Source organism: Inhella inkyongensis, assembly GCF_005952805.1.
GTDB lineage: Bacteria > Pseudomonadota > Gammaproteobacteria > Burkholderiales > Burkholderiaceae_C > Inhella > Inhella inkyongensis.
Genome location: NZ_CP040709.1, coordinates 3,709,210 through 3,729,396, shown reverse-complemented (window position 1 = coordinate 3,729,396; position 20,187 = coordinate 3,709,210). Strand labels below are relative to the sequence as shown.

Annotated in this window: 22 protein-coding genes; 12 read left to right on the top strand and 10 right to left on the bottom strand. The window is 67.6% G+C overall.

All coding sequences use genetic code 11. The annotated features are described in order from the left end of the window. Positions 1–7: 7 nt before the first annotated feature. The 7 genes from FF090_RS17545 to FF090_RS17515 all read right to left on the bottom strand — a co-directional run bounded on the left by FF090_RS17545 (position 8) and on the right by FF090_RS17515 (position 7,281). Complete coding sequence (locus FF090_RS17545) at positions 8–190, bottom strand: hypothetical protein (RefSeq protein WP_138857962.1); 183 nt, start codon at positions 188–190, stop codon at positions 8–10. 161 nt (positions 191–351) lie between these two features. Further along, the gene (locus tag FF090_RS17540; RefSeq protein WP_138857961.1) at positions 352–2,685 is read right to left on the bottom strand and encodes a CRISPR-associated endonuclease Cas3''; all 2,334 of its coding nucleotides are present in this window, start codon (positions 2,683–2,685) and stop codon (positions 352–354) included. A gap of 118 nt (positions 2,686–2,803) precedes the next feature. Further along, the gene (locus FF090_RS17535; protein WP_138857960.1) at positions 2,804–4,027 is read right to left on the bottom strand and encodes a Fic family protein; all 1,224 of its coding nucleotides are present in this window, start codon (positions 4,025–4,027) and stop codon (positions 2,804–2,806) included. Positions 4,028–4,190: 163 nt separating this feature from the next. Beyond that, positions 4,191–5,630 carry an NAD(P)(+) transhydrogenase (Re/Si-specific) subunit beta gene (locus tag FF090_RS17530; RefSeq protein WP_138857959.1) on the bottom strand — a complete coding sequence of 480 codons (1,440 nt, stop codon included), beginning with the start codon at positions 5,628–5,630 and terminating at the stop codon, positions 4,191–4,193. After that, entirely contained in the window at positions 5,627–5,827 is a 201-nt protein-coding gene (locus tag FF090_RS17525; RefSeq protein ID WP_138857958.1) for a hypothetical protein, read from the bottom strand. Before FF090_RS17525 ends, FF090_RS17530 begins: the two co-directional genes overlap by 4 nt. Beyond that, positions 5,824–6,135, bottom strand: a complete 312-nt coding sequence (locus tag FF090_RS17520) for an NAD(P) transhydrogenase subunit alpha part 2 (RefSeq protein WP_138857957.1) — start codon at positions 6,133–6,135, stop codon at positions 5,824–5,826. The genes FF090_RS17525 and FF090_RS17520 overlap by 4 nt, the downstream gene beginning before the upstream one ends. 12 nt (positions 6,136–6,147) lie before the next feature. Then, entirely contained in the window at positions 6,148–7,281 is a 1,134-nt protein-coding gene (locus FF090_RS17515; RefSeq protein ID WP_138857956.1) for a Re/Si-specific NAD(P)(+) transhydrogenase subunit alpha, read from the bottom strand. Between the two features lie 67 nt (positions 7,282–7,348). On the opposite strand from FF090_RS17515, the gene FF090_RS17510 reads away from it, so the two are divergent. The 8 genes from FF090_RS17510 (at position 7,349) to FF090_RS17475 (ending at position 11,755) form a co-directional block, all read left to right on the top strand. Further along, positions 7,349–7,819: an NUDIX domain-containing protein gene (locus tag FF090_RS17510; protein ID WP_138857955.1), complete on the top strand. Its 471-nt coding sequence runs from the start codon at positions 7,349–7,351 to the stop codon at positions 7,817–7,819. Next, positions 7,816–8,163: a YciI family protein gene (locus FF090_RS17505; protein WP_138857954.1), complete on the top strand. Its 348-nt coding sequence runs from the start codon at positions 7,816–7,818 to the stop codon at positions 8,161–8,163. The genes FF090_RS17510 and FF090_RS17505 overlap by 4 nt, the downstream gene beginning before the upstream one ends. Before the next feature lie 72 nt (positions 8,164–8,235). Then, the gene (locus tag FF090_RS17500; protein WP_138857953.1) at positions 8,236–8,712 is read left to right on the top strand and encodes a VOC family protein; all 477 of its coding nucleotides are present in this window, start codon (positions 8,236–8,238) and stop codon (positions 8,710–8,712) included. Between the two features lie 10 nt (positions 8,713–8,722). Next, the gene (locus FF090_RS17495; RefSeq protein ID WP_138857952.1) at positions 8,723–9,154 is read left to right on the top strand and encodes a YciI family protein; all 432 of its coding nucleotides are present in this window, start codon (positions 8,723–8,725) and stop codon (positions 9,152–9,154) included. Between the two features lie 5 nt (positions 9,155–9,159). Next, positions 9,160–9,501, top strand: a complete 342-nt coding sequence (locus FF090_RS17490; protein ID WP_138857951.1) for a YciI family protein — start codon at positions 9,160–9,162, stop codon at positions 9,499–9,501. Between the two features lie 22 nt (positions 9,502–9,523). Then, positions 9,524–10,810 (top strand): RNA polymerase sigma factor, encoded by a 1,287-nt coding sequence (locus FF090_RS17485; protein ID WP_138857950.1) that lies wholly within the window; start codon positions 9,524–9,526, stop codon positions 10,808–10,810. Positions 10,811–10,836: 26 nt separating this feature from the next. Beyond that, a complete protein-coding gene (locus tag FF090_RS17480) occupies positions 10,837–11,295 on the top strand; it encodes a VOC family protein (protein WP_138857949.1) in 459 nt (152 codons plus the stop codon). 10 nt (positions 11,296–11,305) lie between these two features. Further along, positions 11,306–11,755: an SRPBCC family protein gene (locus FF090_RS17475; protein WP_138857948.1), complete on the top strand. Its 450-nt coding sequence runs from the start codon at positions 11,306–11,308 to the stop codon at positions 11,753–11,755. Here FF090_RS17475 and FF090_RS17470 read toward each other — a convergent pair. Genes FF090_RS17470 through FF090_RS17460 form a run of 3 tightly spaced genes read right to left on the bottom strand, consistent with a single transcriptional unit; the run spans position 11,752 to position 13,681 of the window. After that, positions 11,752–12,441 carry a hypothetical protein gene (locus FF090_RS17470; RefSeq protein WP_138857947.1) on the bottom strand — a complete coding sequence of 230 codons (690 nt, stop codon included), beginning with the start codon at positions 12,439–12,441 and terminating at the stop codon, positions 11,752–11,754. The two genes, FF090_RS17475 and FF090_RS17470, sit on opposite strands and share 4 nt — an antisense overlap. Beyond that, positions 12,438–13,217, bottom strand: coding sequence for a biotin--[acetyl-CoA-carboxylase] ligase (locus FF090_RS17465; RefSeq protein ID WP_138857946.1), 780 nt, complete (start codon positions 13,215–13,217; stop codon positions 12,438–12,440). The genes FF090_RS17470 and FF090_RS17465 overlap by 4 nt, the downstream gene beginning before the upstream one ends. A gap of 2 nt (positions 13,218–13,219) precedes the next feature. After that, positions 13,220–13,681 (bottom strand): SET domain-containing protein, encoded by a 462-nt coding sequence (locus FF090_RS17460; RefSeq protein ID WP_138857945.1) that lies wholly within the window; start codon positions 13,679–13,681, stop codon positions 13,220–13,222. A 111-nt stretch (positions 13,682–13,792) separates the two neighbouring features. Here FF090_RS17460 and FF090_RS17455 point away from each other — a divergent pair, with 111 nt between their 5' ends. The 4 genes from FF090_RS17455 to FF090_RS17440 all read left to right on the top strand — a co-directional run bounded on the left by FF090_RS17455 (position 13,793) and on the right by FF090_RS17440 (position 20,151). Beyond that, the gene (locus FF090_RS17455; protein WP_138857944.1) at positions 13,793–16,327 is read left to right on the top strand and encodes a DNA topoisomerase III; all 2,535 of its coding nucleotides are present in this window, start codon (positions 13,793–13,795) and stop codon (positions 16,325–16,327) included. 4 nt (positions 16,328–16,331) lie between these two features. After that, positions 16,332–18,170: a sensor histidine kinase gene (locus tag FF090_RS17450; RefSeq protein WP_138857943.1), complete on the top strand. Its 1,839-nt coding sequence runs from the start codon at positions 16,332–16,334 to the stop codon at positions 18,168–18,170. A gap of 149 nt (positions 18,171–18,319) precedes the next feature. After that, the gene (locus FF090_RS17445) at positions 18,320–19,585 is read left to right on the top strand and encodes a glutamate-5-semialdehyde dehydrogenase (protein ID WP_138857942.1); all 1,266 of its coding nucleotides are present in this window, start codon (positions 18,320–18,322) and stop codon (positions 19,583–19,585) included. Next, positions 19,582–20,151: a GNAT family N-acetyltransferase gene (locus FF090_RS17440; protein ID WP_138857941.1), complete on the top strand. Its 570-nt coding sequence runs from the start codon at positions 19,582–19,584 to the stop codon at positions 20,149–20,151. Before FF090_RS17445 ends, FF090_RS17440 begins: the two co-directional genes overlap by 4 nt. Positions 20,152–20,187 lie beyond the last annotated feature (36 nt).

Genomic DNA, 20,187 nt, shown 5'->3' with positions numbered 1-20,187 from the left:
AGGCTCCCTATTTTTTTGATATCACTTGCTGGACTACGAACCAAAGCAGGCCGACGCGCGCTGAGCTATGTGCAGCAACGATCAGCCAAGCCATGCAGTACCGATACCAAGGCTGACCGCGCAGGAGGCGCAGCTCGCGCAGCAGCGCCGCGAGGCTTTGCTCTCTGAGCAGATGGGACAGATGGTTCATAGCTGCAGCTGAAGTGGCTGCGCAACTCTACATCAATCTTCTTTCTAGCCAACAGTAAGATAAATTCGCATATCATTCGGGTGCTCAACACAGGGCGTGGATTGAAACTTTCTGGCCAATAGGTCCGCTGGAAAGCGCGGGAGGCTTCGGCCTCCCGCGCCTTACTGCACCATGGTTGTTGCATCAATTGCCCTTTCCGCAGGCATGAGTCCGAAGCGGCTGTCATAGCGGGTGTCGTCGTCCAGGAGGTAGAGGCCGCAAGCCAGGGGCTTGACGGATCGGGTACGCAGCAACTCATCCACCTGGCGCTGGCGGACACTCAGCACATAGCGCTGCACGCTGCGCAGCAACCAGCGGTCGGCCGCTCCGGATTCGAGCTTTCCGATGAGTGGCGCCAGCGCCTCATGTCCAGGCAGCAAGCGATGCAACGGGATCAACAGCGCGCACTGGTCCTGATCGTCGATCAGGCGGAAGCGGTCGGCCGCCGTGCGGAAGCTGAATTCCATGGGGCCGCTGCGCTCGTCCAGCAGGTCAACGATCTGCTTTTCGTCCAGCAGCTGTCGCGCATAGAAGGCCTTGAAGTAGCGTTCGAAAGCCTCGGGGGCCAGGGCATCGGGCAGACCCTCGGCATGCAGGCTGCGCGTGGTGTCGGCCGCAATGCGGAGCTGGGCCAAGGGCTTTGGAATGGGGCGCACAAAGACATTCACCGCGCCGCGCTCTCGCCGGCCCTCGCGGTTGCAGCGACCGGCCGCCTGGGCGATGGAGTCGAGCCCCGCCAGGGCCCGCCACACCACAGGGAAGTCGACATCCACACCGGCCTCGATCAGCTGCGTGCTGATCACATGCAGAGGCGTGCCGGCCGCAAGGCGAGCACGGATTTCGCCCACGACCTGGGCGCGGTGCGCGCCACACAGGGCTGCGCTCAGATGCAAGGTGGGTTCGCGGGGCAGCAGTTGGGCCAGCGCCATGGCATCGGCGCGCGTGTTGAGAATGGCAAGAGCGCTGGGTTCGCGCTGCAGGCTCTCGCCCAGGGCTGGGAGTTCGGTCGCCGCATTCAGATCGGCGGGCCAGTGGATCTGCGTGCGACGCAAGGCCGCGAACAGCGGCACGGGGTCGACGATGGGCTGCGGGGCCGGCAGCCCACGCAGACTCTGGCGTGGGTCGAAGGCCTCTCGGCTGGTCAGCACTGGCTGCGTGGCGGTGCAAAGCACCAGGCTGATTCGGTACTGGGTCAACAGGGCCCTGAGCGCATCCAGGATGGGCTGCAGGAATGCGGGCGGCAGCATCTGGGCCTCGTCCAGCACGATGACGCTGCCCGCCAGACGATGCAGCTTGCGACAGCGCGAAGTGCTGGCGGCAAACAGCGACTCAAAGAACTGCACATTGGTGGTGACGATCAGCGGGGCGTCCCAGTTCTCGCAGGCCAGTCGTGACGCGCCGGACTCGGCCTCGGGTGCGCGGTCGGCCTGGCTGTGATGTTCGATCACCTGATCGGCGCCAAAGATGTCTGCAAACACCGAGGCCGTTTGCTCAATGATGCTGGTGTAGGGAATGGCGTAGACAACGCGGCGCAGGCCGTGCAGCCGCGCGTGTTCGAGCGCGAAGGCCAGCGAAGACAGAGTCTTCCCCCCGCCCGTAGGCACGGTGAGCGTGAAGACACCCGGCGCTTCCTCGGCGCGAGCCAGACAGGCCTGTAGCACATCGGAGCGCGCGCGCATCACCGGATGCTCGGCCTGGCCTTGCGCTTGGACGCGCTCCGCCATGGCGCGCAGATGAGCCTGGAGCTGTTCGGAATACTGGGCAATGGGCTGGAAACTGCCGCGACGGGCAGCCTGTTCGTCATTGAAATGGGCCTCGGTGTCGAGGAAGTCGGCATCCACCAGGGCAGAGAACAACATGCGCAGCGCCAGCGCGCGGGCCAATTTGTCCTTGCTACCCAAGACGGCGCGCGCTGCGGCGACCAGGGCTTGTGCGTCAGGGGCCGGCGCGACGTCTTGCCCCGCCTCCTTCAAACCTTGAGTGGCCTCGGCGTATTCCGTCTGCGCACTGGAGCTGGCCAAGCGCGCGGCCAGCCCGACACGCCCTTCTTGAGCCTGCCAGTCCGCCAAACCGGCATGGTGGCCGGCAATCAGGTACTGCAGCGGTCGCGCCAAGAGCTCGGCACTCTGGGCGTCCAAGCACATCGCCAGCGCTGTCTGGGCGTGCAGCGCGCCGGCGGCCGAGTGAGTCTTCTCGGCTCCGGCCACCTTGCCCTCGATATGGGCGTCGGGGTCGCGGCCGATGTGTCGCTGAAAGCCGGGCCGTGCCTTGCCGATGTCGTGCCAGGCACCGGCAAGCCGGGCAAAGCAGGGATCTCCCCACGCGGCACTGAACTCGGCGGCCCGCGCGGCAACCTTGTGCAAGTGCTCCGCCAGACCGTGAACTTTCCCGCTGCTGTTGGCGCTATGGGCGATGAGCCGCCCTTTAGGCGATGGCTCGCCTTGGCTGCTGGCCATGGATGCTCCCTGTGTTCTTTGCTGCCAATTTATCGTGCAAGTGGCTCACCAGGTGAGCCAGTCAGACCATGGCTCTCCGGACTTTCCCGTAGTCCGGTAGCCGCAGGGCCTGGCGAACTCAGGTCGATGGCGCTGGCGGCAGGCCCGAAAACGCGCTGCCTGTCACTTGGGCCGGCGCCAGCACCGCTGACATGGATCCGTCCAGCGCCTCCTGGTGGAAGAGGTCCAGATAGGGCTGATAGCGCCACTGCCGATTGCGGCCAAAGCCGGTGACTTCGCGTAGCCAGCCGCGCGACTCGAAGTCGATGAGTAGTTTGGTGGCGGTGGGGAAGCTGCAATCCAGCCATTGCGCGGCGCGCGGGGCCGAGACATTGGGCTGGACCATCAGCCGGTCCAGCAGGGCCAGGGCACGGGCGTTTTGGACCACCGCCAGGCGATGTGCCTCGCGCATCTGCATGATGCTTCTGGCGGTCGCGGTGGCGGCCCTGGCGGTCTGGCTGACGCCGCGCAGAAAAAACGCCACCCATTGTTCCCAATGGCCCTGGCTGCGAATGGCGGTTAGGCGGTCGTAGTACTCGGCGCGGTGGGTCTTCAGGAAGAGCGAAAGATAGAGCAAGGGCCGCGATAGCGCGCCCTCCGCACAGAGCATCAAGGTAATGAGCAGGCGACCCACACGGCCATTGCCATCCAAAAAGGGGTGAATGGTCTCGAACTGCGCATGGGCCAGCGCGCAGCGCACCAATAAGGGCAGTTGTTCGCGGCTGTCGTGCAGGAAGCGCTCCAGATCGCCCAGGGCCTTCATCAACTCGTGGGGAGGCGGCGGGATGAACGCAGCGTTGCGCAGCGTGCTGCCGGCTCCGCCGATCCAGTTCTGGCTGCTGCGGAACTCTCCGGGCGATTTGTCGCCCCCGCGCACGCCCTGCATGAGCTCGGCGTGGATTTCGCGCAGCAGGCGCAGCGAGAGTGGCAGCTCGGCCAGCCGCGCCAGGCCATGGTTCATGGCGCGGATGTAATTGACCACCTCCTCCACATCCTTGGGCGTACTGTCCTGCACCAACTCACTCTCAAAGGCCAGCACATCTTCCAAGGTGCTCTGCGTCCCCTCGATCTGCGAGGACAGCACGGCCTCATGGCGCACATACATGGCCACGAACAGGTCGGGGTTGGGCAGCAGCGTGGAGAGCGCGTCTAGGCGACCGAGGTCCCGCTCCGCCTGGGACAGCAGGGCCAGCAGCGGGCCGTCCACTTGCAAGGCGGGGTCGGGGGGCAGCGGCGCCGGGATGAAGGCGCGATAGCCTGTGGGCTGGGTGATGGTGCGCCCGGCGCGAAGCGGATGGTCCATGGCCAGATTTCAATAGGAAAGCAGTTTGGCAATCTTATTAATCAAATTCGGCGTTTTTTTTGATTTGATGCTGTTTCTGCCTCGCCAATGAAAGTTCCGCGCCAATCCCATCAAGCACAAGGGCGCCCGCAGGCGCCCTTGTCAGCTTGAAAGCAGACTCGATTTACTCGACCGCCTTCACCATGTCCTCGACGACCTTCTTCGCGTCGCCGAACACCATCATGGTCTTGTCCATGTAGAACAGCTCGTTGTCCAGGCCGGCGTAGCCGGCGGCCATGGAGCGCTTGTTGACGATGATGGTCTTGGCTTTGTAGGCCTCCAGGATGGGCATGCCGTAAATGGGGCTGCCCTTGGTCATGGCGGCGGGGTTCACCACGTCGTTGGCGCCCAGCACGATGGCCACGTCCACCTGGCCGAACTCGCCGTTGATGTCCTCCATCTCGAACACCTGGTCGTAGGGCACTTCGGCCTCGGCCAGCAGCACGTTCATGTGGCCGGGCATGCGGCCGGCCACCGGGTGGATGGCGTACTTCACCGTGATGCCCTTGTGGATGAGCTTCTCGGCCAGCTCCTTCACCGCATGCTGGGCGCGCGCTACGGCCAGGCCGTAGCCGGGCACGATGACCACGGTCTCGGCATTGCCCAGGATGAAGGCGGCGTCGTCGGCGCTGCCGCTCTTGACGCTGCGCTGCTGCTGCGCGCCCTGCGCGGCCACGGCCTCGCCGCCAAAGCCACCCAGGATCACGCTGAAGAACGAGCGGTTCATGGCCTTGCACATGATGTAGCTCAGGATCGCGCCCGAAGAGCCCACCAGGCTGCCGGCAATGATCAGCATGCTGTTGCCCAAGCTGAAGCCGATGCCCGCAGCCGCCCAGCCCGAGTAGCTGTTGAGCATGCTCACCACCACCGGCATGTCGGCGCCGCCGATGGGGATGATGATCAGCACACCCAGCACGAAGGCGATGGCGCAGACGATGGCAAAGGCCATCCAGTTCTCGGTGAAGGTGAAGTAGCCGGTCAGGCCCAGCATGGTCACGCCCAGCACCAGGTTCAGCATGTGCTGGCCGGGGAAGCTGACGGGCGCGCCCTGGAACAGGCGGAACTTGTACTTGCCGCTGAGCTTGCCGAACGCGATCACCGAGCCGCTGAAGGTGATGGCACCGATCAGCGCGCCCAGGGCCAGTTCCAGCCGGTTGCCCATGGGGATGGGGGCGCCGCGGGCCAGGCCGGGGATCAGTGCATAGGGCTCGGCCACGGCGGCCACGGCGATGCACACCGCCGCCAGGCCGATCATGCTGTGCATGAAGGCCACCAGCTCGGGCATCTTGGTCATCTCGACCTTGGCGGCCATGTAGGCGCCCAGGCCGCCGCCGATCAGCAGGCCCACCATCACATAGCTCAGGCCAAACCATTCATTGACCGCCCCGAGCTGCTTGGCCAGGGTGCCGATCAGCGCCGCCGTGGTGCCGGCCGCGATGGTCATGCCCACCATGCCGAAGACATTGCCGCGGATGGAGGTGGTGGGGTGACTCAGGCCCTTCAAGGCCTGGATGAAGCAGATGCTGGCCAGCAGGTACAGCAGGGTGACGAGGTTCATGCTCATGCTTGCTTATCCTTGCCTTGCAGAAGTCTGTGAACGGCTGGTCCAAGGGCACGCAGCCCCAGGATCACGGCCACCGCTGCCACTAAACCCAGCGGCCAACTCAGCCAATGGCTGACGATCATGAAAGCCGCCACTGCTGCCAAGGCATAGGCCGGCACCTCGATCAGCCAGAAATCCAACTGCTTACCTAGGCTCATGGTTTGACCTCGACCCTCTTCTCCTTCTTGCGGAACATCTCCAGCATCCGCCGCGTCACCAGGAAGCCGCCGAACACATTGACGGCGGCCAGGGCCACGGCCAGGGTGCCCATGGCCTTGCCCAGATGGGTCTCGGTGAGTGCGGCGGCCAGCATGGCGCCGACGATGACGATGGCCGAGATGGCGTTGGTGACGGCCATCAGCGGCGTGTGCAGGGCCGGGGTGACGTTCCACACCACGTGGTAGCCCACATAGATGGCCAGCACAAAGATGATGAGATTGATGATTCCTGGAGAGACGGCGTCCATGGCTTGCTTTCTTTACTTGCGCTTCACTTCACCGCCCTGGGCCATCAGGCAGGCGGTGACGATGTCGTCGTCAGCCGGCATTTCGAAGCCGGCTTCTTTGTTGATGACGAGTTTGAGGAAGTCCAGCACGTTGCGGGCGTAGAGCGCCGAGCTGTCGGCGGCCACGGTGGCGGGCAGATTGGTCTCGCCGATGATCGTCACGCCGCCCGCGGTGACCACGGTCTGGTCGGCCACGGTCAATGGGCAATTGCCGCCCACGCCACCCGGGCCGCGCCCGGCCGCGATGTCGACGATCACCGAGCCCGGCTTCATGCTCTGCACCATGGCCTCGCTGACCAGGGTGGGCGCGGGGCGACCGGGGATCAGTGCGGTGCTGATCACGATGTCGGCCTGGGCCACGCGCTTGGCCACCTCGGTGGCCTGGCGTGCCAGCCAACTCGGCGGCATGGGTTTGGCGTAGCCGCCCACACCCTGGGCGGCCTCGCGTTCCTCGTCGGTCTCGTAGGGCACCTCGATGAATTTGGCGCCCAGAGATTCAACCTGTTCCTTCACCGCCGGGCGCACGTCGCTGGCTTCGATCACCGCGCCCAGGCGCTTGGCCGTGGCGATGGCCTGCAGACCCGCAACGCCCACGCCCAGGATGACCACGCGGGCGGCCTTGATGGTGCCGGCCGCCGTCATCATCATCGGGAACAGCTTGGGGTAATGCGTGGCCGCCAGCATCACGGCCTTGTAGCCGGCGATGTTGGCTTGCGAGGACAACACGTCCATGCTCTGGGCCCGGGTGGTGCGCGGGGCGGCTTCCAGCGCGAAGGCAGTGAGCCCGGCTTGGGCCATCGTCTGCAGGCCCGCAGCATCAAAGGGGTTGAGCATGCCGACCAGCACCGCGCCGGATTTCATCTGCGCCAGCTCAGGCACGTCGGGGCGCTGCACCTTCAGCACCAGCTCGGCGCCCAGCGCGGTCGCGGCGTCCACCAGCTCGGCGCCCACGGCTTCATAGGCCGCATCGGGGCAGGCCGCGCGCTCGCCGGCGCCGCGCTGCACGCACACGCGATGGCCAGCGGCCTTGAGTTTCTTGGCCGTCTCGGGCGTCACCGCCACACGGGTCTCACCGGCCGCGCTCTCGCGCGGGACTCCTATCCACATGGGTCGTCCTCCGCTAAGGGTGCCGGAGCTTACACAATGGGTGTGACCGCATCCGTCAAGGAAGACCATGGGAACTCACGAAGTGCGCTGGCGTCCGAACGTGACCGTCGCTGCCTACATCGAGCAGGACGGCCGCCTGCTGATGGTGCGCGAGCACACCAGCCGCGATGGCATTCGCATCAATAACGCGGCCGGCCATCTGGAGGCCGAGGAAACGCCACTGGAAGCTGTGTGCCGCGAAGTGCTGGAGGAAACCGGCCACCGCTTCGAGCCCCAGGCCATCCTGGGTTTCTATTTGAGCGACATCCGCCGCCAGGGCGGTGAGGTGGTGCGCTTTCTGCGCATCGCCTTCGTCGGCTCCGTGGGTCCACGAGAGGTCGAACAACTGGATGAGCCCATCATCGAGACCCTCTGGCTGACACCGCAGGAGCTGCGTGCGCGCGCCGCCGAGCTGCGCTCGCCCTTGATCCTGCGCGGCCTGGATGACTATGAGGCCGGGCGGCGCTTCCCGCTGGATCTGATCTGGAGCGCCGAGTGAGTTACGCCCTAGTGATCTTGGAAGCGCACGGTGCCCGTGCAGACCGTGGGCTGGAGGGCGGCCAGGCCGCCTACGCCGCCATGCTGGCCTTTGCACAGCAGCTGAAGGAGCGTGGCCAGCTCGTCATGACCCAGGCCCTGTCCACCGAACAGACCCGGGTGCGCCGCAGCGCCCAGGGCGTGGAGGTGCTGGACGGCCCCTTCACCGAAGCCAAGGAGCTGGTGGGGGGCATCTTCGTGCTGCAGAACGTGGATCGCGACCAGGCCCTACGGATCGCCGCCGAATGCCCGGCCGCCGCCTGGGCCACGGTGGAGCTGCGGGCGCTGGGGCCCTGCTTCACCTGAAGCGCGAGCTTTTTTCTTCGCGTTGTCGAAACGGCAGCGGGCGGATCGTCGTATCCGCAAAGGAGCCCCCACGTGACCCCACGCATCACCCCCTACCTCTGGTTCGAAACCCAGGCCGAGGAGGCCGCGGCCTTCTATTGCAGCCTGTTCCCCAACAGCCGCATCACCCACCGCGCCGACTACCCCGAGACCTCGCCTTTCCCCGAGCGTGTGGGCCAGTGCCTGATGGTGCAGTTCGAACTCGACGGCCAGGCCTTTGCCGCCTTCAATGGCGGCGCCCCCATGCCCTTCACCCATGCCATCTCGCTGATGGTGGACTGCGAGTCCCAAGCCGAGCTGGACGCCCTGTACGCTCGGCTCACCGAAGGCGGCCAAGCCGAGGCCTGCGGCTGGCTGCGCGACCGCTACGGCCTGTCCTGGCAGCTGGTGCCGCGCCGGGTGATGCAGCTGCTGCAGACCCCCTCCACCCACGCCCAGGCCTTCGGCGCTCTGATGACGATGGAAAAGATCGATCTGGCTGCCGTCGAGGCCGCCTGCAACCCTAGCTAAGGAGAGTCCCATGCCCCGTTTCATGATCCAAGTCCGCGCCACCGCCATGAGCGAGGCCGGCGAATTCCCCGACGACCCCGGCCTGGTGGAACGCATGATGGCCTTCCAAAACGAGATGGCACAGGCCGGTGTGCTGCTCGACGGCGCCGGCCTGCAGCCGTCCAGCCAGGGCTTTCGGGTGCAGTACACGGCCCAGGGTGAGCCCTCGGTCATCGACGGCCCCTTTGCCGAGGCCAAGGAGCTGATCGCCGGCTACACCCTGATCGAGGTGCGCGACCGCGCCGAGGCCCTGGCCTGGGCGCGCCGCTTCCCCTCGCCCTTCCCCGGCATGGCTTGCAGCATCGAGGTGCGGCCGCTGTTCTGCGATGTGCTGGACGAGACCGCCGAAGAGGCCGAGGCCCGGCTGCGCGCCGAGCTGGCGCAGATGCGCGCCGGCGCCTGAGCCGCATGCCCAAGTACCTGATCTCCTTCCCCGCCGCCGCCATGCAGGTGCCCGAGGCCGAACTGGAGGCCATGGGCCAGGCCGCGCGCGCCGTGGTGGCCCAGGCCAAGGCGGCGGGCGTCTTTGTCTTTGCCGGCGGCATCGACACGCGCACGCCGCCCGTGAGGGTGGCCGCAGATGGCCGCGTCCACCCCGGCGGCTACCCGGACGGCCCGCAACTGGATGGCGGCTTTGCGGTGTTCGAGCTGCCCTCGCCCGAGGCCGCCCAGGCCTGGGCCGCCCGACTGGCCACGGCCTGCCGCTGTGCCCAGGAGCTGCGGGTCTTCTTCGTCGACCCGGACGTTTGAGAGGCCGCGCGCCCACCGTTTCATGGACATCGCCCGCACCATCCAGGCCGTCTGGCGCCTGGAGGCCGGCAAGATCGTCGGCGCCTTGATGCGCCTGACGCGCGACCTGGCCCTGGCCGAGGACTGCGCGCAAGACGCGCTGCTGGCCGCGCTGGAGCATTGGCCCGCCGAGGGCCTGCCGCGCAACCCCGCCGCCTGGCTGATGACCAGCGCCAAGCACCGCGCCCTGGACCGTCTGCGCCATGGCCAGATGGCTGAGCGCGAGCTGGCGGCCCTGGGCCAGGACAGCGATGCAAGACAGGACGCCTACGGCCCCGACCCGCTGGCCCTGCTGTTGTCCGACGAGGCCAACCCGCTGGGGGACGATGTGCTGAACCTGCTCTTCATCGCCTGCCACCCGGGCCTGGCGCGCGAGGCGCAGTGGGCGCTGACGCTGCGCCTGGTCTGCGGCCTGAGCACCGCCGAGATCGCCCGCGCGCTGCGCGCCAAGGAGGCCACGGTGGCGCAGCGCATCAGCCGCGCCAAGGCCCAGCTGCAGAAGCTGCAGGCACGCTTCGAGCTGCCCGGTGCCGAGGAACGCCAGGCGCGCCTGGGCCAGGTGCTGACCGTGCTCTACCTGATGTTCAACGAGGGCTACACCGCCACCGCCGGGCCGCAGTGGATGCGCCCCGCGCTCTGCCAGGAAGCCCTGCGCTTGTGCCGCAGCCTGGCGGCGCTGTGTCCGCAGGAGGCCGAGGCCCAGGGCCTGCTGGCGCTGATGGAGATCCAGGCCTCGCGCCTCGGCGCCCGCCTGGATGCCCAGGGCCAGCCGGTGCTGCTGATGGACCAGGACCGGCGCCGCTGGGACCGCCTGCTGATCCAGCGCGGCCTGGCGGCACTCGCCCGCGCCCAGGCCCTGCCCCGGCCCGGCCCGTACACCCTGCAGGCCGCCATTGCCGCCGGCCATGCGCGCGCCGCCCGGGCCGAAGACACCGACTGGCTCGCCATCCTGGCCGACTACGAAACCCTGCAGGCCCTGCAGCCCGACAACCCAGTGGTGGCCCTGAACCGGGCCGTGGCCTTGAGCCGCGCCCAGGGCGCGGCCGCTGCCTTGCCCGTGGTGGTGGCCCTGGGTCAGCACCCGGCCCTACAGGGCTACCCTTGGCTGCCCAGCGTGCGTGCCGACCTGCTGCTGCAGCTGGGGCGCGACGCCGAGGCCCGCCAGGCCTTGCACCAGGCCCTGGCCTGGACCGAGAACGCGGCCGAGCGCAACTTGCTGCGACAGCGCCTGGCCGATGTCGAAAACGAAGCGGCTCCTTCGTCGTCCTGAGATCCCCAAACCCCAAGGAGAGGCCCATGGCCCGTGTCAGCACCTACCTGAACTTCCCAGGCACTACAGAAGCTGCCTTTGCGCTCTATCAGCAGGTCTTCGGCACCGAGTACGAGGTAGCACCGATGCGCTTTGACAGCATGCCGGCGCAACCAGGACAACCCGAAATGTCGGCGGCCGACCAGCAGAAGATCTTGCACGTGGCGCTGCCGATCCTGGGCGGGCACGTGATCATGGGCACCGATGTGTTGGAGGGCGCGGGCTGCGGAAAGTTCGAGCCCGGCAATCAGGTCACGCTCAATCTGGAGCCTGACAGCCGCGCTGAGGCCGAACGCTTGTACGCGGCGCTGAGCGAAGGGGGCCAGGCCGACTGCCCCATGGCCGACATGTTCTGGGGCGCCTACTGGGGCGTGTTGCAGGACCGCTTTGGCCTGCGCTGGATGATCAATGTGGACCACGCCAAGGACCCGGCGCCGCAGCCCTGAGGAGAACACCATGCCCCAAACCCTGCATCTGCAGCGCGTCCTGCGTGCCCCTCCGGCCAAGGTCTACAAGGCCTTCGTCACGCCCAAGGCGATGGAGAAATTCTTGCCGCCCTATGGCTTCACGGCTGAGGTACACGAGCTCGACGCCCGCGTCGGCGGCCGCCATCGCGCCAGCTTCACGAACTTCGGCACGGGCAGCAGCCACTCTTTTGGCGGTGAGTACCTGGAGGTGAACCCAGGCCAGCGCCTGCGCTATACCGACCGCTTTGACGACCCGAATTTGCCCGGTGACATGCTGGTGACCCTGGACTTTTTTGAGGTGGTCTGCGGCACCGAGCTGTGCATCTCGCAGACGGGCATCCCCGACGTCATCCCGCTGGCCTTCTGTCGCCTGGGCTGGCAGGAGACCCTGGATCAGTTGGCGCGCCTGGTGGAGCCGGAGATCCCGGACGGCGCCTAAATAGCGGCTGAGGCCGTTGATGCGGCCGAGCCTGCTGGCGCCGTCGGGGCGGCGGAGCAGGGCTGCGGGCCACCCGGCCAGGCCGAGCTCTGGGTCTTGAGCTGGGCCGCAGGCCAGGCCAGCACGCGCAGCCAGTGTTGGGTCTGGGCCGGGCGCAGCTCCAGCACCCGCAGGGCCTTGAGGCCGTGGGCCTCGCGCAGCTTCTGGGCTTCGGCACGGGCGGCGGCCGGGTTGTCGAAGCGCGCCACCAGCAGGCTGGCCTGGGCTTCACCCGGCACGGTCTGGGGGCGGGCCTTGAGGCCGAAGCGCTCCAGCGCCAGGCGTTTGCGTTCGGCATCGGCGGCGTTCTCGGGAGCGCTGGAGAGGACTCCCCATTGGGCGCTGAGTTCGCGGCTTTCGCGCCGCCACTGGCCGGGCGGCAGTTGCAGTGGCTGCAAGGCGGCTTCGGCGGCCAGCAGGCTGGCCTCATCGCCAAAGGGGCCAAGTTGCCGGCACAGCGGCGGGGCACTGCGCAGGCGCTGCGCCTGGGCGGCGTCCAGTAGCTTCATCTGCTCGGGGCGCTGTTGGGCGGCCAGGCGCTCGGGCTCGCGCTGTTCGGAACCCGGGTTGCCGCCCAGCCAGCCCTGGCCCCAGGCAAACAGCAGGGCATTGGCGGCCAGCAACAGGGCCAGCAACGTCTTCATCATTCCTGTGTCTCCCATTGCACCGAGGCCTCGCCGGCGCTGACGGCCAGAGGCCGGCCCTGGCCTTGCGCCAGCAGCAGTTCTCCGCCGGGACCGGTGCCGGCGCCCAAGCCGTTGTTGCCGCCGATCTGCAGCGGCAGGCCGATCAGGCCGTCACGAGGGGCATAGCGGCCTTGCCAATGGGCCCAGCCCTGGCGTGGCCAGTGCTGCAACAAATCCATCAGGGCGGGGGCTACGGCGGCCAGGGCCAGCGGGGCACTCCAGCGCGCATCGCATTCGCGTAGCCCGGCCAGCCGCAGCTCGGCCGGCGCATCGGGTCGGGCTTCGATGTTGAGCCCCACGCCCACCACCACGGCGCGCGGGCTGCCGCCGCCTTGGCTGACGGTCTCGATCAGGATGCCGCCCAGCTTGCGCCGCGCCAGCCACAGGTCGTTGGGCCATTTGAGTTGCAGCAACTGCCCGGCGGGGTCCAGGGCCTCGGCCAGGGCGGCGCCCACGGCCAGCGACAGGCCATCGAGCGGCGCGCCCTCCCAGGGCCAGGCGAGCGAAAAGGTCAGCGAGGCGCCGGGCCAGGACTGCCACTGCCGCCCCAGGCGGCCGCGGCCGGCGGTTTGCTGCTCGGCCACCAAAAGGTGCGGGCGGCTCAGGCCCTCGCGGCACAGCGCCAGCAGTTCGGTGTTCGTAGAGCCGCAGCAGGCCCGGACTTCCACGCGCAGTCCGGGGCCCAGGGCTTGGGCCAGGGGGCCGGTGCCCCAGTCCAGCTGCAGCGTGCTGTCCATGGCTACTTTCCTTTGGGGTAGAGCAGGGTGCCGCGGCACTGCGCGGCGCCGCACAGGCACTGGTACTCGCGCTTGAGTTTGGCGGTGTAGCGCTCTTCCACCGTCAGGTGGTAGTCGTAAAACAGTTCCTCGCCGGCCTCGATGTCGCGCAGGGCGTGGATGTAGACCCGGCCCTTGATCTCGTCGGCTTCGCAGTTGGGGGCGCAAGAGTGGTTGATCCAGCGCGCGCTATTGCCCTGGAAGCGCGCGTCGATCACGCCGCCGCCTTCGAGCGAGAAGTAAAAGGTGTGATTCGGCTCGGCTGGATCGGCCGGATGGCGGGCGGCTGCCTCTTCGTCGCTGATGCGCTCGCCCCGGTATTCGATGATGCGTTCCCCCGCCGCAAAAGGCCCCAGGGCATAGACACCGCGACCGTGCACGCCGGAGCGGCGGACCTGGATGCGGCGATTCGGCGTCGAGCTCATCAATTCCGTTCGTATAGTGAATAACAGGGGTGCGCGCGTGTGCGCGTGTACACGAGCGCTTTCGCGGCGCGGATTGTGCAGCAGAGCCCCCTCAACAAAATCTGAGAGCCCATGAGCCAAAAGACCCTGGTCATTGCCGAGAAGCCATCCGTTGCGCTGGACATCGTGCGCGCCTTGACGCCCGAGAGCGGCAAGTTCGAAAAGCACGACGAGTTCCACGAGAACGAGCGCTACATCGTGTCGTCGGCGGTCGGCCATCTGGTGGAGATTGCCGCGCCGGAAGGGGTGGACCCCAAGCGCGGCAAATGGAGCTTCGCCAACCTGCCGGTGATTCCGCCGCACTTCGATCTGCAGCCCATCGACAAGAGCAAGGGCCGCTTGAACGCCCTGGTCAAACTGATCCGCCGCAAGGATGTGGACCATCTGATCAACGCCTGTGACGCGGGCCGCGAGGGGGAGCTGATCTTTCGCCTGATCCTGCAGTACGCCCAACCCGCGCGCGGCAAGTTCGACAAGACCGTGCAGCGCCTGTGGCTGCAGAGCATGACGCCGCAGGCCATCCGCGACGGCTTTGCCAATCTGCGCAGCGATGCCGACCTGCTGCCCCTGGCCGACGCCGCGCGCTGCCGCAGCGAGGCCGACTGGCTGGTGGGCATCAATGGCACGCGCGCCATGACGGCCTTCAACAGCCGCGATGGCGGCTTCTTCCTGACCACGGTGGGCCGGGTGCAGACGCCCACACTCTCCATCGTGGTGGAGCGCGAGGAAAAGATCCGCAAGCATGTGGCGCGCGACTACTGGGAGGTGCGCGCGCAGTTCGATGCCATTGCCGGTCAGTACGAGGGCAAGTGGATCGACCCGAACTTCAAGAAGGGTGAGGACGGCGATGCGCGCGCCGACCGCATCTGGAACAAGGCCCAGGCGGAGTCCATCGCCGCGGCCGTCAAGGGCCAGCCGGCCACGGTGACGGAAGAGAGCAAGCCCAGCACCCAGGCCAGCCCCGGTCTGTTCGACCTGACCACGCTGCAGCGCGAGGCCAACGGGCGTTTCGGCTTCTCGGCCAAGACCACGCTGTCGCTGGCCCAGGCCCTGTACGAAAAGCACAAGGCCCTGACCTATCCGCGTACCGACAGCCGCCATCTGCCCGAGGACTATCTGGCCGTGGCCAAGCAGACCGCCGAGATGCTGCAGGATGCCAATCCGGCCGGCCTGGGTGCGCATGCGGCCACGGCTTTGAAAGCCGGCTACATCAAGCCCACCAAGAAGGTGTTCGACAACACCAAGGTCAGCGACCACTTCGCCATCATTCCGACGCTGCAGCCCCCGGGCTCCTTGAGCGAGGCCGAGGCCAAGCTCTATGAGCTGGTGGTCAAGCGCTTCCTGGCGGTGTTCTTCCCGGCGGCCGAGTTCCAGGTGACGACGCGCATCTCCAAGGTCGGGCTGCACAGCTTCCAGACCAATGGCAAGGTGTTGGTCAACCCGGGCTGGCTGGCGGTGTATGGCAAGGAAGCCCAGGACGACGACGCCACCCTGGTGGCCGTGCGCCAGGGCGAAAAGGTCATCACCGAATCGGTCGACGTGAAAGGCCTGCAGACCAAGCCGCCGGCGCGCTACAACGAAGCCACCCTGCTGGGCGCGATGGAAGGCGCGGGCAAGCTGGTGGACGACGACGAACTGCGCGAGGCCATGGCCGAACGCGGTCTGGGCACCCCGGCCACGCGCGCGTCCATCATCGAAGGCCTGCTGACCGAGAAGTACATGCTGCGCGAGGGGCGCGATCTCATCCCCACCGCCAAGGCCTTCCAGCTGATGACCCTGCTGCGCGGCCTGCAGGTGGAGGAGCTGACCCAGCCCGAGCTGACCGGGCAGTGGGAGTCGCAGCTGGCGCAAATGGAGAAGGGCAAGCTCTCGCGCGAGGACTTCATGGCGGCCATCGCCAAGATGGCCGAGCGCGTGGTGGCCAAGGCCAAGAGCTACGACCGCGACACCATCCCGGGCGACTACGCCACGCTCGCCACGCCCTGCCCGAACTGCGGCGGCGTGGTCAAGGAAAACTACCGCCGCTTCGCCTGTTCCAAGTGCGAGTTCTCGATCACCAAGATCCCCGGCAGCCGCAGCTTTGAACTGCCCGAGGTCGAGCAATTCCTGCGCGACAAGCGCATCGGCCCGCTGGAAGGTTTCCGCTCGCGCATGGGTCGCCCTTTCACCGCCGAGCTGCAGCTGGTGTTCGACGACGAGATCAAGAACTGGAAGCTCGAGTTCGACTTTGGTGACGTCAAGGACGAGGGCGACGGCGAGCCGGTGGACTTCAGCGCGCAGACCTCGCTGGGCGCCTGCCCCAAGTGCAAGGGCCATGTCTATGAGCATGGCAACAACTACGTCTGCGAGCACCAGGTGGGCAGCGCGCCGACCTGCGACTTCAAGAGCGGCAAGATCATCCTGACCCAGGTCATCGAGCCGGCCCAGATGCAGAAGTTGCTGGCGGAGGGGGGCACCGACTTCCTGGAGAACTTCGTCTCCAACCGCACGCGCCGCAAGTTCAAGGCCAAGCTGGTGTGGGATGGCAAGGCGGGCAAGGTGAACTTCGAGTTCGAGCCGCGCGCCCCCAAGGCGCCGCGCAAGACGGCCGCCAAGAAAGCTGCCTGACGCCGTGCTGGGCTTCCACAGTCTTCGCAGTCGGTTGATGCTGGGGCTGGGCCTGGCCGCGCTGTTGATCGGCGTGCTGGGCGGCGGGCTGTGGACGCAGATGGAGTCGGCCAAGCTGCGCCAGGGATTGGAGGCCCGTCATGCGCGCCTGGCCGCGCTGGCGGCCAACGGCTTGGCCGGGCCGATGTGGAATCTGGACACCGCCGCCGTGGGCGCCTTGCTGGACACCTTGATGAGCGACCCCGAGGTCGTGTCCGCCGAGGTGCAGAGCCAGGGCCTGGGCAATGGGCATCTGCGCCGAGCGCGCCCTGAGGCCGTGGGGGGCGAGCACCTGGAGCGTCGTTTCGACATCGTGTTCCAGGCCGGCGCCGAGCGCACGCCGGTGGGCACGGGCCGGCTGGTGCTCAGTACGGCCGGCATCGAGGCCGAGCTGCGCACCACCCAGCGCTTCATCATTGGTCTGCTCGCGGCCCTGCTGGCGGCCCTGGTGGCCGGTTGCTACTGGTGGGTGGATGCGCTGGTGCGCCGGCCGGTTCATGACCTGGGGCAACTGGCGCAGCGGGTGGCCCGGGGCGAATTGGGGGCTCAGCAGCCGGTGCGCCGCAACGATGAACTCGGGCGCCTGACCGAGCAGTTCAACCGCATGAGCGAGCGCCTGAACACGGCGGCACGCGACCTGCGCCAAGGCGAGGCGCGCTACCGCTCGCTGTTCGAGAACGCCAGCGAAGGCATTTTTCAGACCGATCGCCGTGGGCGCCTGATCGGCTTGAACCGGGCCCTGGCGCAGATGCTGGGTTTCTCCAGCCCCGAGGCGGCGCTGCGCCACAGCCGCTCGCTGCGCCGACTGGCGCGGGTGCCGGCGCGCGACACCAAGCGCGTGCTCAGCATGCTGAGTCAGCAGCAGCGCGGCGTGCAGCGCTTGCCCTTGCTGATCGAAACCTTGGCCGGCGAGCCGCGCTGGATCGAGCTTTCGTTGCATCAGGTGCGCGAGGGCAAGCACTTGCGCTTTGAAGGCATGGCCAGCGACATCACCGAACGCCATATGGCCGAGCAAGACCTGGCCTTGCACCGCGAGCACCTGGAAGAGCTGGTGGCTGCGCGCACGGCGGAACTGAGCGAGACCATGCAGCGCGCCGAGGCCGCCAGCCAGGCCAAGAGCCGCTTCCTGGCCACCATGAGCCACGAGTTCCGCACGCCGCTGAATGCCATCCTGGGCTTCTCGCAGCTGCTGCAGCTCAACCCGGATCACAGCGACGAGACGCGCCGCAAGCTCGGTCTGATCCAGGACAGCGGCGAGCACTTGTTGGCCCTGATCAGCGACCTGCTGGACATGGCCGCCGTGGAGGCCGGCCGCGTGCAGCTGCACCCCCAGGCGGTGCAGCTGCGCTCCCTGTTGGAGCTGAGCTGCGACAGCCTGCGCCTGCGCGCCGAGCAAAAGGGCCTGCGCTTCAGCGTCGAGCTGGACGAGTACCTGCCCGACCGCGTGCTGGTGGACGGCCATCGGCTGCGCCAGGTGCTCCTCAATCTGCTGGCCAATGCGGTCAAGTTCACCGACCGGGGCCATGTGCTGCTGAACGTGCAGTCGCTCAGCGCCGGCCTGGGCCGGGCCCGGTTGTTGATTCAAGTGGTGGACACCGGCGTGGGCCTGACCGCCGACCAGCTCAGCCGCCTGTTCCAGCCCTTCGAACAGGTCTCGGACCGCTTGCGCCGCCGCGAGGGCAGCGGCCTGGGCCTGTCCATCAGCCAGCAATTGGTGAAGCTGATGGGCGGCGAGATCCGGGTGGAGAGCGTGCCCGACCAGGGCAGTCGGTTCTTCTTCGAGTTGGACTTACCGGTTGTTTGACCCCCCCGAAGCGCCTTCGGCGCCTCCCCCCAGGGGGCGCCGCTGGCGGCCCGGCGAAGCCGGTTCCGCGGCGGCCGCTTGATTGGACCTGCGCCCTGCGCGAAGTCAGCGTACAGAGACGCTGGGTTTGAGGCGGGGAGAATGGCCTCATGCCCGCCGAAGAATTGATCGAAGAACTGGAGGCCCTGGGCCGTGCCGCCCGCGCCAGTGCCGCCCGCCTGGCCGCCTCCAGCACCGCCGCCCGCAACCAGGCCCTGCTGCTCCTGGCGGCTGCCCTGCGCCAACCCCAGCCGACCCTGGCCGAGGCCAATGCCGCCGATGTGGCCGCTGCGCAGGCGCGCGGCCTGGATGCCCCCTTGGTGGATCGCCTGCGCCTCACGCCGGCCATCCTCGCCACCCTGGCCCAGGGCTGCGAGCAGATTGCCGCGCTGCCAGACCCGGTGGGGGCGATGACGAACTTCCAGCGCCGCCCCAGCGGCATCCAGGTCGGCCAGATGCGGGTGCCCTTGGGCTGCTTCGGCATGGTGTTTGAGAGCCGCCCCAACGTCAGCATCGAGGCCGCCAGTCTGGCCATCAAGAGCGGCAATGCCTGCATCCTGCGCGGCGGCTCCGAGGCCCTGGCCAGCAACCAGGCCTTGATCGCCCTGGTGCAGCAGAGCCTGGAACAGGCCGGCCTGCCGCGCGCCGCCGTGCAGCTCATCCCCAGCACCGACCGCGCCGCCGTGGGCTGGCTGTGCCGCGCCACCGAGCACATCGACCTCTTGATCCCGCGCGGGGGGAAAAGCTTGATCGAGCGCGTGGCGCTGGAGGCCAAGGTGCCCGTGCTCAAGCACTTGGACGGCAACTGCCACAGCTATGTCGACGAATTCGCCGATCTGGAGATGGCGCTCAAGGTCGTGGACAACGCCAAGACCCAGAAGGTCAGTCCCTGCAATGCCACCGAGAGCCTGCTGGTGCACCGCACGGTGGCGGCGGCGTTTCTGCCCCGTCTGGCGGCGCTGTGGGCCCCCAAAAAGCTCGTGTTCCGCGCCTGCCTGGAGAGCCTGCCTTTCTTGCCGGGGGCCGAGTCCGCGACCGAGGCCGACTGGGCGGAGGAGTACCTGGACTACAAGATCAGCGTCAAGCTGGTGGGCGATCTGGACGAAGCCATCGCGCACATCAACCGCTATGGCAGCCACCACACCGACGCCATCCTGACCCAGCACCACGGCCACGCGATGCGCTTTGTGCGCGAGGTCGATTCGGCCTCGGTCATGATCAACGCCAGCACCCGCTTTGCCGACGGCTTCGAGTACGGCCTGGGCGCCGAGATCGGCATCAGCACCGACAAGCTGCATGCCCGCGGCCCGGTCGGTCTGGAGGGGCTGACGACCTACAAATGGGTGGTGCTGGGTGAGGGCCAGGTGCGGCAGTGAAGCTGGACGTCCGCCCCGCCGCCGACTGCCCTTGGGCCGACCTTGAGGCCCTGTTCGGCGCACGCGGGGCCTGCGGTGGCTGCTGGTGCCAGGTCTGGCGCCGGCCCCGGGCCGAGTTTGAGTCCGGGAAAAAGGACAACTCAGGGGCGGGCAACCGCGCCGAGCTGCAGCGCCTGTGGCAGGCCAAGGCGCCACTTGGCCTGCTGGCCTATGCGGCCGATGAACCCATTGCCTGGGTGGCCGTGGCCCCGCGTGAACATTACGACTACTTCCGCCGCAGCCGTGTGCTCAAGCCTGATCCGGCCGAGACCGGTGTGTGGTCCATCACCTGCCTGTTCGTGGCCAAGGCCTGGCGGCGCCAAGGCGTTTCCAGCCAGGTGCTGCGCGCGGCGGCCGACTGGGCGCGGGCACAAGGGGCGCAGATCGTCGAGGGCTATCCAACCCAGCCCCACACCGCCAAGGCCGCACCGGTATTCCTGTGGACTGGTACGGCGGCGGCGTTTGAGGCGGCGGGGTTCAGCGCCAAGCCTGGGCGCGAGGGGCAGCGGCCGGTGTACCGAGGCTGACGAATTCGAGTCGGGTTGGGCGACGTGGTTCAATGT

Bases quoted from the DNA above. Each gene is read 5' to 3' on its own strand.
- FF090_RS17545 (WP_138857962.1), bottom strand. From the start codon at position 190: ATGAACCATCTGTCCCATCTGCTCAGAGAGCAAAGCCTCGCGGCGCTG.
- FF090_RS17540 (WP_138857961.1), bottom strand. From the start codon at position 2,685: ATGGCCAGCAGCCAAGGCGAGCCATCGCCTAAAGGGCGGCTCATCGCC.
- FF090_RS17535 (WP_138857960.1), bottom strand. From the start codon at position 4,027: ATGGACCATCCGCTTCGCGCCGGGCGCACCATCACCCAGCCCACAGGC.
- FF090_RS17530 (WP_138857959.1), bottom strand. From the start codon at position 5,630: ATGAGCATGAACCTCGTCACCCTGCTGTACCTGCTGGCCAGCATCTGC.
- FF090_RS17525 (WP_138857958.1), bottom strand. From the start codon at position 5,827: ATGAGCCTAGGTAAGCAGTTGGATTTCTGGCTGATCGAGGTGCCGGCC.
- FF090_RS17520 (WP_138857957.1), bottom strand. From the start codon at position 6,135: ATGGACGCCGTCTCTCCAGGAATCATCAATCTCATCATCTTTGTGCTG.
- FF090_RS17515 (WP_138857956.1), bottom strand. From the start codon at position 7,281: ATGTGGATAGGAGTCCCGCGCGAGAGCGCGGCCGGTGAGACCCGTGTG.
- FF090_RS17510 (WP_138857955.1), top strand. From the start codon at position 7,349: ATGGGAACTCACGAAGTGCGCTGGCGTCCGAACGTGACCGTCGCTGCC.
- FF090_RS17495 (WP_138857952.1), top strand. From the start codon at position 8,723: ATGCCCCGTTTCATGATCCAAGTCCGCGCCACCGCCATGAGCGAGGCC.
- FF090_RS17490 (WP_138857951.1), top strand. From the start codon at position 9,160: ATGCCCAAGTACCTGATCTCCTTCCCCGCCGCCGCCATGCAGGTGCCC.
- FF090_RS17485 (WP_138857950.1), top strand. From the start codon at position 9,524: ATGGACATCGCCCGCACCATCCAGGCCGTCTGGCGCCTGGAGGCCGGC.
- FF090_RS17480 (WP_138857949.1), top strand. From the start codon at position 10,837: ATGGCCCGTGTCAGCACCTACCTGAACTTCCCAGGCACTACAGAAGCT.
- FF090_RS17475 (WP_138857948.1), top strand. From the start codon at position 11,306: ATGCCCCAAACCCTGCATCTGCAGCGCGTCCTGCGTGCCCCTCCGGCC.
- FF090_RS17470 (WP_138857947.1), bottom strand. From the start codon at position 12,441: ATGATGAAGACGTTGCTGGCCCTGTTGCTGGCCGCCAATGCCCTGCTG.
- FF090_RS17465 (WP_138857946.1), bottom strand. From the start codon at position 13,217: ATGGACAGCACGCTGCAGCTGGACTGGGGCACCGGCCCCCTGGCCCAA.
- FF090_RS17460 (WP_138857945.1), bottom strand. From the start codon at position 13,681: ATGAGCTCGACGCCGAATCGCCGCATCCAGGTCCGCCGCTCCGGCGTG.
- FF090_RS17455 (WP_138857944.1), top strand. From the start codon at position 13,793: ATGAGCCAAAAGACCCTGGTCATTGCCGAGAAGCCATCCGTTGCGCTG.
- FF090_RS17445 (WP_138857942.1), top strand. From the start codon at position 18,320: ATGCCCGCCGAAGAATTGATCGAAGAACTGGAGGCCCTGGGCCGTGCC.